Annotated in this window: 15 protein-coding genes; 2 read left to right on the plus strand and 13 right to left on the minus strand. The window is 71.0% G+C overall.

The genetic code is table 11. From position 1 onward, the window contains the following. Window positions 1-2: 2 nt before the first annotated feature. The 11 genes from ABZX12_RS37310 to ABZX12_RS37360 form a co-directional block, all read right to left on the minus strand. Entirely contained in the window at window positions 3-1,028 is a 1,026-nt protein-coding gene (locus ABZX12_RS37310) for a glycosyltransferase family 4 protein (protein WP_355700171.1), read from the minus strand. Beyond that, window positions 1,025-2,626: a lipid II flippase MurJ gene (locus ABZX12_RS37315; protein WP_355700172.1), complete on the minus strand. Its 1,602-nt coding sequence runs from the start codon at window positions 2,624-2,626 to the stop codon at window positions 1,025-1,027. Before ABZX12_RS37315 ends, ABZX12_RS37310 begins: the two co-directional genes overlap by 4 nt. Then, window positions 2,605-3,414, minus strand: coding sequence for a hypothetical protein (locus tag ABZX12_RS37320; protein WP_355700173.1), 810 nt, complete (start codon window positions 3,412-3,414; stop codon window positions 2,605-2,607). The genes ABZX12_RS37315 and ABZX12_RS37320 overlap by 22 nt, the downstream gene beginning before the upstream one ends. Before the next feature lies 1 nt (window position 3,415). Then, window positions 3,416-4,363, minus strand: coding sequence for a copper transporter (locus tag ABZX12_RS37325; RefSeq protein WP_355700174.1), 948 nt, complete (start codon window positions 4,361-4,363; stop codon window positions 3,416-3,418). Beyond that, window positions 4,360-5,541, minus strand: coding sequence for a putative cytokinetic ring protein SteA (steA, locus tag ABZX12_RS37330; protein WP_355700175.1), 1,182 nt, complete (start codon window positions 5,539-5,541; stop codon window positions 4,360-4,362). The genes ABZX12_RS37325 and steA overlap by 4 nt, the downstream gene beginning before the upstream one ends. 97 nt (window positions 5,542-5,638) lie before the next feature. Further along, window positions 5,639-7,369 carry a DNA repair protein RecN gene (recN, locus tag ABZX12_RS37335; RefSeq protein ID WP_355700176.1) on the minus strand — a complete coding sequence of 577 codons (1,731 nt, stop codon included), beginning with the start codon at window positions 7,367-7,369 and terminating at the stop codon, window positions 5,639-5,641. 4 nt (window positions 7,370-7,373) lie between these two features. Next, window positions 7,374-8,300, minus strand: coding sequence for an NAD kinase (locus tag ABZX12_RS37340; protein ID WP_355700177.1), 927 nt, complete (start codon window positions 8,298-8,300; stop codon window positions 7,374-7,376). 14 nt (window positions 8,301-8,314) lie between these two features. After that, complete coding sequence (locus ABZX12_RS37345) at window positions 8,315-9,130, minus strand: TlyA family RNA methyltransferase (RefSeq protein WP_355700178.1); 816 nt, start codon at window positions 9,128-9,130, stop codon at window positions 8,315-8,317. Between the two features lie 13 nt (window positions 9,131-9,143). Then, a complete protein-coding gene (locus tag ABZX12_RS37350; RefSeq protein WP_355700179.1) occupies window positions 9,144-9,563 on the minus strand; it encodes a hypothetical protein in 420 nt (139 codons plus the stop codon). A gap of 1 nt (window position 9,564) precedes the next feature. Continuing rightward, a complete protein-coding gene (locus ABZX12_RS37355; RefSeq protein ID WP_355700180.1) occupies window positions 9,565-10,014 on the minus strand; it encodes a polyhydroxyalkanoate synthesis protein PhaF in 450 nt (149 codons plus the stop codon). A gap of 84 nt (window positions 10,015-10,098) precedes the next feature. Beyond that, entirely contained in the window at window positions 10,099-11,202 is a 1,104-nt protein-coding gene (locus ABZX12_RS37360; RefSeq protein ID WP_355700181.1) for an HAD-IIA family hydrolase, read from the minus strand. Window positions 11,203-11,226: 24 nt separating this feature from the next. Between ABZX12_RS37360 and ABZX12_RS37365 the strand changes: the two genes are divergently transcribed. Further along, complete coding sequence (locus ABZX12_RS37365; RefSeq protein WP_355700182.1) at window positions 11,227-12,378, plus strand: DUF1015 domain-containing protein; 1,152 nt, start codon at window positions 11,227-11,229, stop codon at window positions 12,376-12,378. A gap of 3 nt (window positions 12,379-12,381) precedes the next feature. Here the strand turns inward: ABZX12_RS37365 and ABZX12_RS37370 are convergent, their stop codons facing one another. Both ABZX12_RS37370 and ABZX12_RS37375 read right to left on the minus strand, forming a co-directional pair. Beyond that, window positions 12,382-13,245, minus strand: a complete 864-nt coding sequence (locus tag ABZX12_RS37370; protein ID WP_355700183.1) for a CHAD domain-containing protein — start codon at window positions 13,243-13,245, stop codon at window positions 12,382-12,384. Between the two features lie 3 nt (window positions 13,246-13,248). After that, window positions 13,249-14,091, minus strand: coding sequence for a hypothetical protein (locus ABZX12_RS37375; protein WP_355700184.1), 843 nt, complete (start codon window positions 14,089-14,091; stop codon window positions 13,249-13,251). Here ABZX12_RS37375 and ABZX12_RS37380 point away from each other — a divergent pair. Next, a complete protein-coding gene (locus ABZX12_RS37380) occupies window positions 14,077-14,907 on the plus strand; it encodes a hypothetical protein (RefSeq protein WP_355700185.1) in 831 nt (276 codons plus the stop codon). The two genes, ABZX12_RS37375 and ABZX12_RS37380, sit on opposite strands and share 15 nt — an antisense overlap. Window positions 14,908-15,679: the final 772 nt, after the last annotated feature.

Raw genomic sequence — 15,679 nt, forward strand, 5'->3', positions numbered from 1 at the left:
TGTCAACCACCGGTCGCGACGAGACCCGCGTAGATGTCGAGCAGATTCTTCGCCACCGCGTCCTCGTCCATCCACCGGGCGGCCAACTCCCGGCCACGTGTCCGCATAGCGTTCGCCGTATCGGGCTCCGCCAGGACTGCTCGTACGCCGTCCGCCAGCCCGTCCGCGTCACCGGGAAACGCCAGGACCGCGCTGTCGCCGACCAACTCGGGGACGCCGCCGACCGCGGTCGCCACCACGGGTACGCCGACCTGCATCGCCTCCTGCAGCACGAGAGCGCGGGCCTCCCAGTGCGATGTGAGCAGAAACACATCGGCCGCCCCGAGCAGATCGGCCACATCGGCGCGATGACCGAGCAACCGGACCGGCAGCTGCTCCGCGTCGATCCGTGCCTGCAGGTTGTCCCGCAGCGGCCCGTCACCGACGACCACGAACACGGCGTCCGGGGTCGACTCCTGGATGCGGGCCGCCACGGACAGCAAGGTCGGGTAGTCCTTCTGCGGCGCCAGGCGCCCCACAGTGAGCACCACACGACGATCGCCGAGGCCGAGCTCCCGGCGTACCTCGGCACGCGGCGTCCGGATCCGCGGCATCGCCGGCGCGGCTACCGGTGCCAGCTGCGCGTTGCGAGCGCCAAGGCTCTTGGCGAGCTCCACAAGGTCGCTGGACGCGCCCAGGGTCAGATCGGCACCTCTGGCAACCAGCCGCTGCCCCAGCCGCATCACAAGACCCTTGGGGCCCGGTGTGATCACCGCGTTGTGCCAGGTGACGACCAGCGGGCGCAGCCTGGACCGGTCGCGGAGCGCGGTCATGCCGGCGCGGTAGCCGTGCGCGTGGATCACATCGCAGCCACGCAGTCCGGCGGCTTGGGAGACGACGGTCGCCGGAGCGAAGTCGAAGTGCTCGGCCGTGCCCGGCGGGGCGCAGACCAGCACCTCGTGACCGGCGCTCACGAACCGCGGCACCAGCGAGGCGACGTGCTGCCCGATGCCGCCCCGCGACTCCGCGAGCAGCAGCCCGATCCTCATGCTTTCTCCCGTCGTACGAGTGCGCGGGCGTCCGCGCGATCCAATGCAAGCACGACCACGGCGTACACGACGACGACCGCCAGCCCGGACAGGGCAGCGAAGACCACGGACTTACCCACGCTGGCGTCTCCAGCGGGCACCGAGACAGCCCAGCCTGCAGTTCCGGCCAGTACGGCACCTGTCAACGCGGCCAGCGACGCACGGGGGAATCCGGCGATCACACCGCCTCCCGCCTCACGCCGCAGGACCAGCAGCAGTACGACGGCACCGGCCACCATCCCGACCGACATGGCCGCCGCCAACGCGGGCACCGCGGCCCACTGGGCAGTCAGCACCACACCGGCAACCGCGACGAGCACCCACGCTCCAGAAGTCACCACGGCCACCTCACGACCGCGGTGTCGCGCGTAGAGGACTCGACCGGCGTGCATGAGTACGGCGAACCCGATCGCCGCCGGCGCGAAGAACATCAACGCATCCACGAGCGTGGACGCCCGCGACTCCTGCACCGCGCCGTCGTCGTACGCGAAGATCCTCGCGACGGGCACCGCCGTGCCGACGAGCAGCGCGGCGCCGGCCCCGCCTGCGAGCATGACAGCTCGCGTGGACCCCGCCGCGTAGTGATCGAAGCCCTCGCCCGCGTCGAACGCCGCTGCCAGCCGCGGGAAGACGGCCGTGGTGATCGGCACAGCCAGCACCGCGTACGGCAGCAGGTAGACCGCGTTCGCCCACGTGTAGACGGCGATGCTGCCTGCTACGCCACGATGGTTGGCCAGGTACGTCGTGACGACGAAGGTGAGCTGTTGCGCGACCAGCACTGCCAAGCCGGCGAGTGCGAGCTTCCGCAGTACTGGTCCGACGCCTGGGTCGAGCCGGAGCGTCGGTCTGATCGGTAGCCGGAGCAGCAGCATTGGGATCAGCACTGTCAGCGCGAGAGCGAGCACACCAGCCGTAGTACCCCAGGCGAGCACGTCAGTAGCGCTTTGCGAGGCGGCATCCGCATTCGGTGCCGCCGCGGCGAACACGAAATAGGTGCCGACGACGACCAGGCTCGAGATCAACGGCGCCAACGCACCGGCCGCGAACCGCTTGTGGGACTGGAGAACCGCAGTTGCGATCACAGCCACGGCGTACCCGAAGACCTGCGGCACGAAGATGGCGAGCATCCGCGTCGCGGTCCCTGTCGAGGAGCCGCAATCGGCTCCGGGGTCGAGCATCGCGTCGGTGTACTGCCCGGCCAGCAGCCAGGCCAGCAGTGCGACCGGGGCCAGCAGCACGAACGACCAGGACAGCAACGCCCCGATGATCCGGCCCTGCGCCGCCTTGTCCTCCCGAGCGACCGGCCCGGCCAGCACCGGGATCACGGCACCCGCGAGCGCCCCACCGGCGACCACTTCGAACAGGATGTTCGGCAACTGGTTCGCCGTCGTGTAGGCCTCGGCGAGACAGCCCGCACCGACCGTCTTCGAGAACACCAGCCAACGCCCGAAGCCCACAACCCGTGCGAGCACAGTGACGCCGGCCACCAGCAACGCGGCCCGGGCAATCCGCCCGCCCACGCCGGGGCCGTCCTTGTTCACCTGGGGCGTCGGCCCCACTGGTCGATCTTGTCGAGGACGGGGGTGTCGGCGATGACCTTGGTGAAGCTGACTTTCTCGCTGGCCAGGTTCAGGCCGACGACAGCCGCCAGCACGAGGGTCTTGAGCGGACGCGGCAGCGACGCGGCGAGCGCCGTACCGGTGATGGCGCCCAAACCGTTCGCGCCGCAGTCGCCGAGCATCGAGCGTTCGCCGAGGTCGGACGGCGCGGACGCGGCGGCGGCGCCGACGACGGCGCCGGCCGGACCGCTCACGACGGCGAGCGGCGCGTTCACCGCGGCCACGGCCTTCAGCGCGCGGCCCGGACGCAGGTCGAGCAGGTTCGTGAGGTTCGCCGTACCGGCGATCAGGGCGCCGTCGGCAACGACCCCGGCGACGGCCTTCACGCCGCGCGACTTCCGCGGCAGCAAGGCCGCGGCCGCGATCCCGGCTGCGCCGACACCGAGGATCTTCACCGCGCCGCTGGTCACCTCGCCGCGCCGTAACGCGCTCAGGTGACCGCGAAAGCCCTTCGCCTGCGTGGTTCCGCGCAGATCGTCGTACGCGCCGACCGCGCCCGACACGGCGCCGGCGACCAGTGCGGCCGCCTTCACCTTGCCGTTGCCGCGCGACGCCGCGACGCCGGCCAGCGCACCGAGCACCGCGACCGGGCCCTCGAGCAGCGTCACCGGCTCACCGCGGTGATTGGTGCGCTCGAACGGCTCCCGGTTCTCCTTGGGCAGTTTCTCCGCCGCGCGCTCCAGCCCGGCGGTAGCGGCCGCGGCGATGGCGGCGCTGAGAATTCCCACGTCAGTTGTCCTTAGTTTGTACGGCCGACGGCGCGACGCCGTTCTTCGCGTTGATCGCGCCGTACTGCCCCGCCTTGCCTTCCGCCTGCTCGACCAGCGAGAAGACGACCGTTGCCTGCCCGGCGGGGATGTCGGCCACGTCCACCGAGGAAACGATCTTGGTGGCCTCGGAGTCACTTCGCAAGGCCTTGAGCAGTCCGCCGTCGGAAGCGGTCGCCGGCGTCCCCGCGACCACAGCGCCGCCGCTGCCGGTGTCCAGGCCCTCGATGAAGTCGACGCTGTCGTTGTACGTCGAGTTGTCCGGCAGCGGTGTCGGCGGTTTCGCCGCGACCACCAGCACCAGCGTCGCCCGGTCCTTGATCTGCGACGGCTTCAGCGACAACAGCTTCGCGCCGGTGAGTCCGCTGATCATCTTGGTCGAGTCGGCGTCGCCGGTCTTGCCGTCCTCCTTGGCCGCGATGCCGCGGGCGAGCAGGAGCCCGGCCCGCTGGTACGTCGTGCTGTCGGTCGGGATGTCCATGTCCGCGGTGAGAAGCTGGTTGACCAGCGTCTCGACGAGTTGCCGCTGCCCGGTGTCGAACAGCTTCGCGTCCAGCGCGACCTTGGTGGTGACGACAGCGCCGGCCTTCTCGACCTCGTCCTGCAGGCTGTTGGTCAGGTCGTTGTCCGCGTTCGGCATCGTGACGATCGCGACCTTCTTGTTCGCCAGCTTGCCGCTGGTCATCCCGGCGGTCACCTTCGCGACGTAGTCGTCGCGGTACTTGTCGAGCGCCTTCACCTGCACCAGTTCGGCGCGGGCGTCGGCGAGCTGCTGCCGGTCCTTCTCGGCCTGGCTCGCGACCACCTCACTGGCGGTGCCCTTCAACGGGCCGGCGCCCAGCACCACACCGGCGCCCAGGGCGAAGAAGATCGCCACGATCGAGACGATGTGGTAGCGAAAGTCGATCACGTGAACAGCTCCCGGATCCAGTAGACGAAGTCGCTCCAGCGCGCCCGCAGGATCGACCAGGCGACGTCGTCGGCGCCGATGGCGACCATCGCCATTCCGACCGCGAACAGGCCGGCCACCATCAGCGCGACCACCTGCAACGTCGAGACCCGGCTGCGGTACAGCCGGGAGACACCCTTGGCGTCCACCAGTTTGGCACCGACGCGCAACCGGGTGATGAACGTGCTCGCCATGCCCGGGCGCCCCTTGTCGAGGAACTCCACCAGCGAGTTGTGGGTGCCGACCGCGACGATCAGCGAGGCGCCCTTCGAGTCGGCCAGCAGCATCGCGACGTCCTCGCTGGTGCCGGTGGCCGGGAACTCGATGGACTCGACGCCGAGCCGCTCGAGCCGCTCCGAGCCCGGCGCGCGGCCGTCGCGGTAGGCGTGCACGACCACCTCGGCGCCGCTCCTCAGCGTGTCGTCCTTCACCGAGTCCATGTCGCCGAGGATCAGGTCCGGGGCGTACCCGTTCTCGACCAGCGCGTCCGCGCCGCCGTCGACGCCGATCAGCACCGGCCGGTACTCGCGGATGTACGACTTCAGCGCGACCAGGTCCTCGCGGTAGTCGTAGCCGCGGACCACGATCAGGACGTGCTTGCCCTCCATCGGCGTGTGGATCTCCGGGACGCCGACGCCGTCGAGGAGCAGGTCCTTCTCGCGCCGCAGGTACTCCAGCGTGTTCGCGGTGAAGGCCTCGAGCTGCGTGGACAGCCCGGCGCGGGCGTCGTCCATCAGCTGCGCGACCGACTGGCTGTCCTGCGACAGACCCTTCGCGACGACCTCCTGGCCGCGGTACAGCGTGCCCTCGTCGAGCCGCACGTGCTCACCCTCGTGCAGGATCGAGAACACCTCGCGGCCGACGCCGTCGACGAGCGGGATGCCCGCCTCGACGAGGATCTCCGGACCGAGGTTCGGGTAGCGGCCGCTGATCGAGTCGGCCACGTTCACCACGGCGGCGACCCGGCAGTCGGCCAGGGCCTCGGCGCTCACCCGGTCCAGGTCGACATGGTCGATGACCGCGATCTCGCCCGGCTTGAGCCGTTTGGTGAGATTCTTGGTACGTCGATCCAGCCGGACCACGCCGGTGATGCCGGGCAGTTCAGTGGGTCGTGCTCTCCGCAGGCTGGGCAGTTTCATCGCACCCTCATCCTGCCATGTCAAGAGGCGCTTCCCCGGCCATTTACCCGGCGAGGGACTTGTTCACGCACTGAAATAACAGTGACTGTGCGTCAAATCATCCTTTTGAACGACTCTTCCGCCGCGGCGTGTGACGCTCGGCCGCGAGCGCGAGCAGTTCCTCCGCGTGCGCCTGCGCGGCGTCGGAGTTCTCCAGGCCGGCCATCATCCGGGACAGTTCCTTCAGCCGCGCGTCGTCGTCGAGTGCGACCAGACCGCTCGTGGTGACGGACCCGTCGTCGCTCTTCAGCACCACGGCATGACGGTCCGCGAACGCCGCGACCTGCGGCAGGTGCGTCACCACGATCACCTGCGCCTTCTCCGCCAGCCGGGCCAGTCGCTTGCCGACCTCGACCGCGGCGCGGCCGCCGATGCCGGCGTCGATCTCGTCGAACACCAGCGTCGGCACCGGATGGGTGTCCGACAGGATCACCTCGAGCGCCAGCATCACCCGGGACAACTCACCGCCGGACGCCGCCTTCTGCAGCGGCCGGGCCGGGCTCCCCGGGTTCGCCGCGAAGCAGAACTCGACCTCGTCGATGCCGAACGGGCCGGCCGTCGTCTCGTGCACCTCGACCGACAGCTTCGCGTGCGGCATCGCCAGCCCGGTCAGCTCCTCCGACACCGCGACGCCGAGCCGCTCGGCCGCCTCGATCCGGGCCTCCCGCATCTGCCGGCCGAGGTCGGCGAGCCGCGCGTCCAGCTCGGCCAACTCCGCCGTCAGCTGCTCCACCCGCTCGTCGCTGCCGTCGAGCTCGGCCAGCCGCTCCGCCGACCGCTTGGTCCACTCGATGACCTCGTCCACGGTGCCCTGGTCGGCGCCGTACTTGCGCACCAGATTGGTGAGCAACGCACGTCGCTCGCTGACCACGGCCAGCCGCGCCGGATCGGTGTCCACATCAGCGGCGTACGACGAGAGCTCCTGGGCCAGGTCGGCCGCCAGGTACCCGAGCTCGCCGGCCCGGTCGGCCAGCTCCGCGATCTTCGCGTCGTGCTCGCGTTCCCCGTCCAGGACCTGTTTCGCCAACGCCAGCAGGCCGAGTACGTCGTTCGGCCGGTTGGCGTCGAGGTCCTCCGAGGCCAGCGCGTCCGCGGCCGTCGTCGCCGCCGTCCGCAGACCGTCGGCGTATGCGAGGCGCTCCTCCTCGGCCGCGAGCTCGGCGTCCTCGCCGGGCAACGGCTCCGCCTTCGCGACCTCGTCCAGCCCGAACCGCAGCAGGTCGGCCTCGGCGAGGCGGTCGCGCTCCCGGGTGGTCAGCTCGGTCAGCTCAGCCTGGACGTCGCGATGCCGTTTGTACGCCGCGGCGTACTCCTGCAGCGGCACCAGAACCGCCTTGCCCGCAAAGGTGTCGAGCGTCTCGCGCTGCCGCGCCGGCTGCAGCAACCGCCACTGGTCGGCCTGCCCGTGGATCGCGACGAGGTCCCCGGACACCTCTCCCAGCACGGAGACCGGGACGGACGCGCCGCCGAGGAAGGCCCGCGAACGCCCCTCCGACGACAGTTCGCGCGCGATCAGCAGCTCGTCGTCGTCCAGCTCACCGCCACGGTCCTCGGCCTGCTGCACGATCGCCCGCGGTACGGCGCTCGCGCGGCCCTCTACACGCGCGCGGCGCGTCCCGTGCCGCACCAGACCGCTGTCGGCACGCCCGCCGAGCAGCATGTTCACGCCGGTCACGACCATCGTCTTGCCGGCCCCGGTCTCGCCGGTGACCGCGGTGAAGCCCGGGTCGAGGTCCAGCGTCGCGTCCTCGATCACGCCCAGCCCGGTGATGCGGATCTCCGAAAGCATGGTCTCAGTTTCCGTTTCCGTTGCGTTTGCGTTCGGCGGCGCCACGCCAGCCGAGCACCGGGAGGTCGAACTTCGCCACCAGCCGGTCGGTGAACGGCGCCTCGTGGGCCCGGGCCAGCCGGACCGGCATCGAACCCCGGCGGATCTGGATCTCGGCGCCCGGCGGCACCTCGACCATCCGCCGGCCGTCGCACCACAGCACCCCGCGCCCGTGCCAGGACCGCACCAGCTCGATCGACAGCCGCGACGTCGGCGCCACCACGATCGGCCGCGAGAACAGCGCGTGCGCGCTCAGCGGCACCATCAGGATCGCCTCGACCTCCGGCCAGACGATCGGGCCGCCGGCCGAGAACGCGTACGCCGTGCTGCCGGTCGGGGTCGCGACCACCACGCCGTCGCAGCCCCACCGCGACAGCGGCCGGTCGTCCACCTCGACGAGCACCTCGAGCATCTTCTCCCGGGCGGCCTTCTCGACACTCGCCTCGTTCAGCGCCCAGGTCTCGAAGATCAGGTTGTCGTCGAGCCGGACGTCGACGGCCAGCGTCATCCGCTCCTCGACCGTGTAGCTGCGCTCCACCACCACCTGGACGATCCGCTCCAGGTCGTCGACCTCGGCCTCGGCCAGGAACCCGACATGGCCCAGGTTCACCCCGAGCACCGGCGTACCGTGCGGGCGGGCGAGCTCGGCGCCGCGCAGGATCGAGCCGTCGCCGCCGAGCACCATGATCAGCTCGACGTCGTTGGCGGCCTTCTCCGGGTCGTCGACGATCTCCGCCGGGTCGAGCCGGAGCTCCTCGGCCTCGCCGCCGAGCAGCCGGACCTGCATCCCGGCGCCGGTCAGCAGCCGGTGCGCGTCGCGGGCCACCTCGACCGCCTGCTCCCGGCCGGTGTGCGTCACCAGCAGCACGCGCCGTGGCTCGTGCTCAGCCACCCCAGGTCCCCCCTTCATCGAGGCCCGCGCTCGATGGCGGTCTGCAGCATCGTCTCATCGAGAACCGGCGCAACACGTCGTATCCACAGGAAGTATTCGACATTTCCTGACGGGCCGGGCAACGGGCTGGCCGCGACGCCCTGGATTCCCCACCCCAGCTCGCTCGCCTTCGCGGCGACGTTCCGCACCGCGTCGGCGCGCAACTGCGGGTCCCGGACCACGCCGCCCTTGCCGAGCCGGTCCTTGCCGACCTCGAACTGCGGCTTGACCATCAGCACCAGATCGCCGTCCGGTTTCACCACGCCGATCAGCGCGGGCAGCACCAACGTGAGGCTGATGAAGCTCAGGTCACTGACGACGAGGTCGACCGGCTCGCCGCCGATGGCGTCCAGCGTCAGCGTCCGGACATTGGTCCGGTCCAGCACCGTGACCCGCTCGTCGGTCTGCAACGCCCACACCAGCTGGCCGTAGCCGACGTCGACGGCGATCACGTGCGCGGCCTCGTTGCGCAGCAGGACGTCGGTGAAGCCGCCGGTCGACGCACCGGCGTCGAGCGTACGGCGGCCTTTCACCTGGACGGCCGGGAACGCCTCGAGCGCGCCGAGCAGCTTGTGCGCGCCCCGGCTGGCGTAGCCGGGATCCTCGTGCTCGGACGTGTCGACGACGATCGGCGCGTCCGCACCGACCCCGGTCGCGGGCTTGCCGGCCACGGTTCCCGAGACCTTCACCTTGCCGGCCGCGATCAGCTCGCTCGCATGCTCACGCGAGCGCGCGAGGCCACGCCGTACCAGCTCTGCGTCGAGCCGCGACCGCTTGACTCCCTTGGCCACTCGGGGTTTCCGGCTATCCCCGCTCGCCCTGCTCGGCGTCGGCCTCGACCAGAGCGGTCTGGAGGCGCTCGTGCAGGTCGGCGTACACCTCGCCGTGCTCACTCACCGGCTTGTCCCGCAACTCGTCCAGGCGCTCCATGGTCTCCTCGACCAGCGGGTGACCGCCTTCCTCGTGCTCGTGCTCCGCGTCCGGCACCGGATCCTCGGCGGAGCCGGCGTGGAAGGAGTGTTCGTGTTCCTGCCCCGGGGCACGGGCGAACTCCGGGCCGAACTCGACCTCTGCGGGGTCCACGTGCTCCGCGGCGTCCTGGGCACCGGGCTCGGTGTCGTAGTCGGGATGTGTCTGCGGCTGCTCGTACCGGTCCGGGTCCTGGCCGGGCTCGACGTCCGGGTCCACGTCGGGTGGGAACTGCTCGCCGGGATGCTCGGTCATGTCAGGCCTTCTTCGCGGTCTTCTTCGCTGCGGCCTTCTTGGCCGGCTTCTTCCCCGCGGGCTTGGCCGGCGCGCTGTTCCCCGTGCTCTTCTCGGCGGCCGGCGTGCTCTTCTCGGCGGCCGCCCGCTCGGACGCGGCGGCGTGTGCCTCGGCGAGCTCGGTCTCCAGCGCCTTCACCCGGCGGGTGAGTGCCGCGACCTCCTCGGAGCGCACGAACCCGAGGCGCGCGACCGCGCCTTCGACCTCGTTGGCCACGATCGCCTGCAGCAGTTGACGGTTGCTCTTGCTGGTGGCAACGATCTCGTCGGCCAGTTCACTGGCTCGGCTGGTCAGCGCGTCCGCCCCGGTCTGCTGCAGCAACGCCTTCGCAGCCGTCTGGGCCTTCTGCTTGGTGACCTCGGTCAAGCCGCTCGCCAGTTGTACGTAGCCGCGCAGTGCGTCCAACACCATGACTGCCTCCTCGCATCGTCCCCAGCAACGGTATCGCCTCCCCGCCGCAACACCAGCCAACCACCCTCCCCAGGGGTGGTGCGGCTACTTGTCGAGGCCGATGCGGTGCAGGGCCGCGTCCAAGGCGATCGAGTCGGGCGTGGGCGCCGGCTTCGGGCGCGGACGGCGGCCTCGGCTGGTTTTGGCCGGCTTCGGCGGCTCGGCGGGCACGTCGACCGCGGCCCAGACCGCGGACAGGATCGCCCGGAGCCCGTCGTACGGCGCTCCCTCGCCTTTCACGGTGACGGCGTTGTCGACGACCTCGGCCGTCCAGCCGCCCGAGGTGTGCTTCGAGCCCTCGACGGTCACGCCGGCCTGCTTCTCGGCCAGCGCGCCGAGCCCGGCGGCGACGTACGTCGGGCGCTGGTGCTTCGGCGCCCGCGCCAGGTCGTACGCGTCGTTGACGCCGGTCGCCACCCACAGGCTCGCGATCCCGACCGCGTTCGCGCCTTCGATGTCGGAGTCCAGCCGGTCCCCGATCATCAACGGCCGCTCGGCTTCGAGCCGCTCGATGCTGGTCTCCAGCAGCGGCGGCTCGGGCTTCCCGGCGACCACCGGGTCCACGTCGACCGCGGCCCGGACGGCCTGCACCAGCGTGCCGTTCCCGGGCGCCTTGCCGGCCGCGGTCGGGATCGTCAGGTCGAGGTTGGTCGCGAACCACTTCGCGCCCTCGTTGATCGCATGCGCGCCGTCGGCGAGCATCACCCAGTTCACGTCCGGGTGGAACCCCTGGACCACGGCGACCGGTCGCGCGTCGCTGGACCGCACCGGGGTCAGCCCGTACTCCTCCAGCGCGACGTGCAGCCCTTCGCCGCCGACCACGAGCACCGCCGACCCCTTCGGGAACTCGCTCGCGATCAGCTTCGCGGCCGCCTGCGCCGAGGTGACGACGTCGTCGGCGATCACGTCCAGCCCGAACGACGCGAGGTGCTCGGCAACGACCCGCGCCGGCCGGCTCGCGTTGTTCGTGATGTAGCCGATCCGCATCCCTTCCTTGGCGGCCTTGCGGAGATTCTCCGGCGCGTCCGGCACCGGATCCGGGCCGACGTACACGACGCCGTCCAGGTCCAGCAGCGCCACGTCGTACCGGCTCGCGAGCGGTTCGTCACACGCCGAGAGCGGCGGCGGCGATTGCCGTTCCGCGCTCATGCTTCACCCCGTACGATGCCGCGCATGCCGGATGCTCGGGGGGTGCTGAGACTCGACCCACTGCGTGCCTGGCGGTTCGTGGCGGGCAAGGTGAGCGCGCTCGGCGCCGTCACGTCGCCGCCGTACGACGTGCTGGAACCCGCCATCGTCCGGCGGCTGACTGATTCTGATCTGCACAACATGGTGAGGCTCATCCTTCCACGCGATCCGGACCTCGGCCCGGCCCGGTACGACGAACCCGCGCGACGGCTCGCCGGGTGGCAGCGCGACGGCGTGGTGGTGCAGGACGAGCGGCCCGCGCTGTACGTGTACGAGCAGCGGCTGGGGAACGCCGTACTGTGCGGGCTGGTCGGGTCGCTCCGCCTGGACCCGACGCGTCAGGTGGTGCTGCCGCACGAGGACGTGATGCCGCACTGGGTCGACGACCGGCTACGGCTGATGGAGGCCACGGACGCCGACCTGGAGCCGATTCTGCTGGCCTATTCCGACGGCGGCGCGGCCAGTGATGCTGTGGACGCGGCCCGGTCCGGCGAGCCGTGGCTGGAGGCCGAGACGTACAACGGCGCCGAACACACCATCTGGCGCATCGACGACCCGGTAGTGCTCGGGACGATCGAGGCGGAGCTCGCCAAGCACGAGGCGGTCATCGCGGACGGGCACCACCGGTACGCGGCGTACCTCGAGCGGCAGCTGCGGGAGCCGTACCGGCAGAGCGCGGAGGTCGGTCTGGCGATGCTGGTCGACTACACCAGGCACCCGTTGACGCTGGACCCGATCCACCGCGTCGTACCAGGTCTGGATCTGGCGACTGTGCGGTCCCGTATGCCATCGGACTGGCAGGTGCAGGCCGGTCGCGCGGAGGACGTACCGGACCGGATCTCGGTCACGGACGGTTCCAGCTGGCTGACTCTCCACACTGCTTTCGAGGCACCCGCAGTGACACTGCTGCACGACGTGCTGCTGCCGGCGTGGGGTGTGGCTGAGGACGACATCACGTTCCACCACACACTGGCCGACGCACTGGCGCTGGCTGGCCCTCAGCAGGCCGCTATTGAGCTTCCAGCTCTCCGGATGGACCAGGTGCTGCGGTCGGCCGCCATGGGCGTCGCACTGCCGCAGAAGGCGACGTCGTTCGGCCCGAAGCCGCGGGTGGGGCTGCTGTTCCGGACCCTGTGAGCGTCAGGGCCGGTGGTACAGGCTCAGGAACTGCTCACGAAGTGGCTTGCGCGCGGCTCTGTGGCGCTCTGTGAGCCGTCCGAGGGTGAAGGAGAGCTCTGGGTCGTCCTGAGCCGCTGCATCGACTGCCATGGCGGTCAGGGCGTCTGCAGCGGCGCAGTGGTCCTGGTGCTGGCCCAGCAGCTCCTGGTACGTCGCTGCGTGCGCTGCGGTGGCTCTTGCTTCGTCGCCGAGTACGGCGGCGCTGGTGTCGGCGGCGTACCGCACTCGCTTCGCCAGCAGGCGTACCTCGTGCCAGTCGTCGTCGGGCGTCCAGGGCTTCAGCTTGTCGGCTTCCTGGGTGAACTTGACCGTAGCGGACCGCAGGAACTGCGGGAGGACCTCGCTGCACGGCTTGGCTGCCTTGGCGTTGAGGTCGGGTGCCGCCGCGACGGCTTCGATCGTGGTGAGCAGGGCTCGGGTGGATTCGCCGAGAACCACCTCGGCGGAGCGGGCCGCGGCGCGCTCCAGGCCGAGCGTGAGGGTGGTGAGGATCGTGTCGACGTGTTCCTGGTTGTCCTCGCCGGCGGCGTTCTCGCGGACGAGCGCCGCGATCACTTCGAGGTCGCGCGCTTCACCGCAGGCTTGGGCCAGCGCGGCCAGATCGGCGCGCAGTTCGGTGGCCCAGTCTCCTGCCAGCAGCTTGCGGAACAGCTTCAGGTCGCTCCGCAACCGCCGGCAGGACACCCGGACCTGATGGATGGCGTCGTCCTCGCCGTTCTCCACCATCCCGACGGACTTCTCGAGCCGCAGCGCGCCTTTGGCGAGCGCCGCCCCCACCAGCGCCCCCACCGGCTCACCGGCCGCCGGCACACCCGCACCCCCCACGCGCTACTCCTCGCTGCTCTTGGACTCCCCGTCCGAACCCCCATCCTCGCCCACGCCGCCCGCACCGTCCACGCCGGCCGCGTCGTCAACGTCCGCTGCGTCCGCCGCATCGATGACGTCTGCCGTCTCGGCCGCATCCGAGTCGTCCACATCGGCTGCGTCGTCCACATCGGCTGCGTCGGCCGCGTCCCCTGCGTCCGCTGCATCCCCTGCATCCGCCGCGTCGATGACGTCGGCCGTGTCGTCTGCGTCGCCTGCGTCGGTGGTCTCGTCGTCCTCGAAGTACTCGTCGTCCAGGAGGGTGTCGTCCTCGTCGAGGTCGGTGAACTCGAGGCCTTCGAGCTCGGCGGCCCGCTCGGCCGCTCCGGTCAGCCCGTCGCCGTCGACGCCGGCAGCCCGGTGGAACCAGATCAGCGCGTCGTCGGTCCGCCCAGCTTCGGCCAGCGCGTCGGCGTACGCGTACCGCAGCCGCGGCAGCCAGTCGGCCCGCGTCCGCTTGGTCAGCTCCGGCACCTCGAGCATCTGGATCGCCGCCGCGGTCTGTCCCTTGTCACGCCGCGCTCCGGCCGCCACGATCAGCAACTCCATCTGGGTTGGCTCGGACAGGTCGTGGACGTGCTTGTCCTTCGTCAGCGCCAGCGCCTTGTCCGGCCGGCCGAGCGCACGCTCACAGTCGGCCATCATCGCGAGAACCTCGTGGTTCCCGGTCATCCGCCGTACGGCGCGGAACTCGGTCAGCGCCTCGTCGTAGTGCTCAGCCAGGTACGCCGTGATCGCCACGGCCTCGCGTACACCGCCGAGCCGTGCAGCCAGCCGCCGCGCCGTCCGCGCGTGCTGATACGCCAACTCCGGGTCGTCGTCGAGGAGCCGCCCCGACGCGACCAGGTGCTGCGCGACCAGGTCGGCCAGCGTCCGCGGCAGCGACCGCAGTTCGGCCTTGACCGACCGGTCGAGCTCGGCACCGGTGATCCCTTCCGGAATCTTCGGGTCGTCGCGCCGCGGACCGACCTTCTCCTCGCGCTCCTCCCGCCGGAACCCGCCCCGCCGGTCGTCCCGCCGATCATCGCGTCCACCGGTCCCACGCCGCTCGTCCCGGCCTCCGGTCCGCCCGCGCGAATCCCCAGCTGCCGAACGGCCCCTGGCATCACCGCGCTCGTCCCGCCGGAACCCGCCACGCTCACTCCGCCCAGGCCCACCGGCCCGAGCCGGCCCCCGCCCGCGCGAATCCCCACGGTCATCCCGCCGGAACCCACGGTCGTCCCCCGACCGCTCGTCCCGCCGATATCCCCGCGAGTCCCCACCAAGCTCGTCCCGCCGTGCACCCCGCGCGTCATCCCGCCGGTACGAACCACCGCGCTCGTTCCGCTGGAACCCACCGCGCTCATCGCCACCACGCTCGTCCCGCCGGTACCCGCCACGCTCACCGCCACGGTCATCGCGCCGGTACCCGCCGCGGTCATCCCCGCCACGCTCGTCCCGCCGATACCCTCCGCGCTCACCACCGCGGTCATCGCGCCGGTATCCGCCGCGGTCATCACCGCGGTCGTCACGCCGGTACGACCCACGGCTCTCGCCGCCGCGGTCGTCACGCCGGAAGCCTCCGCGATCATCGCGACGCGAGCCGGCTACACCACGGCCCGCACCGGGCCCACGCCCACCTGAACGGTCGTCACGCCGGTATCCGCCGGAGCGATCGTCCCGCCCACCGCGATCGGACATCTGACCACCGAACGGATCCCGCTCAGACTTGTCATCCCCACGTGACCCGGCAAACCCCCGCCGGTTCTCGTACGAACTCTCCTCCCGATCCCGGTACGACGATCCACCGGAACGCCCACCGGAACCACCAGAGCGCCCACCGGCAAACCCACCCGGCCGACTCGGTCCACCACTACGACTGCCTGTGCCACCACGAGGCGCCGCACCACCCGACGAACCGCCACGACCCGCGCCGGAACCCGCACGACCTGCCCCGGACCCAGAACGCCCGGCACCAGAACCCGCACGGCCCGACCCACCGGTCCAACCAGTGCCCGAACCGCCACGACCGGCGCCGGAACCGGAACCAGCGCGACCGCCACCCGAGCCCGAGCGACCAGCTCCAGAGCCCGTGCGGCCGGTACCTGAGCTCGAGCGACCGGAGTCGGACCGTCCACCACCGGCACCGCCCGAGCGGCCGGCGCCTCCGGACGAACCGCGACGGTCCCCGGAGCCGGAGCGAGGATTGCGAGGTGGCGTAGCCACGGTGACTCCTAACGATGCTGAAGAGCAGTAATCGGACAAACGTTACCGCGCCCGCAGCGGAGGTGACGTCCTGGTCGGCGGCCGCCGACCCCCACAAATGTTAAGGGCCACCCCGGTGTGGGGTGGCCCTTAACAGTGTGAATGTCCGGCGGCGTCCTACTCTCCCACGACCTCCCGGTCGCAGTACCAT

Origin of the sequence: Kribbella sp. NPDC003505 (genome assembly GCF_040610875.1) — a bacterium.
GTDB lineage: Bacteria > Actinomycetota > Actinomycetes > Propionibacteriales > Kribbellaceae > Kribbella.

What these genes read in the sequence shown, in the direction of transcription:
- steA (WP_355700175.1), bottom strand. Translation starts at nt 5,541, where the DNA reads ATGAAACTGCCCAGCCTGCGGAGAGCACGACCCACTGAACTGCCCGGC.
- ABZX12_RS37310 (WP_355700171.1), bottom strand. Translation starts at nt 1,028, where the DNA reads ATGAGGATCGGGCTGCTGCTCGCGGAGTCGCGGGGCGGCATCGGGCAG.
- ABZX12_RS37355 (WP_355700180.1), bottom strand. Translation starts at nt 10,014, where the DNA reads ATGGTGTTGGACGCACTGCGCGGCTACGTACAACTGGCGAGCGGCTTG.
- ABZX12_RS37360 (WP_355700181.1), bottom strand. Translation starts at nt 11,202, where the DNA reads ATGAGCGCGGAACGGCAATCGCCGCCGCCGCTCTCGGCGTGTGACGAA.
- ABZX12_RS37350 (WP_355700179.1), bottom strand. Translation starts at nt 9,563, where the DNA reads ATGACCGAGCATCCCGGCGAGCAGTTCCCACCCGACGTGGACCCGGAC.
- ABZX12_RS37365 (WP_355700182.1), top strand. Translation starts at nt 11,227, where the DNA reads ATGCCGGATGCTCGGGGGGTGCTGAGACTCGACCCACTGCGTGCCTGG.
- recN (WP_355700176.1), bottom strand. Translation starts at nt 7,369, where the DNA reads ATGCTTTCGGAGATCCGCATCACCGGGCTGGGCGTGATCGAGGACGCG.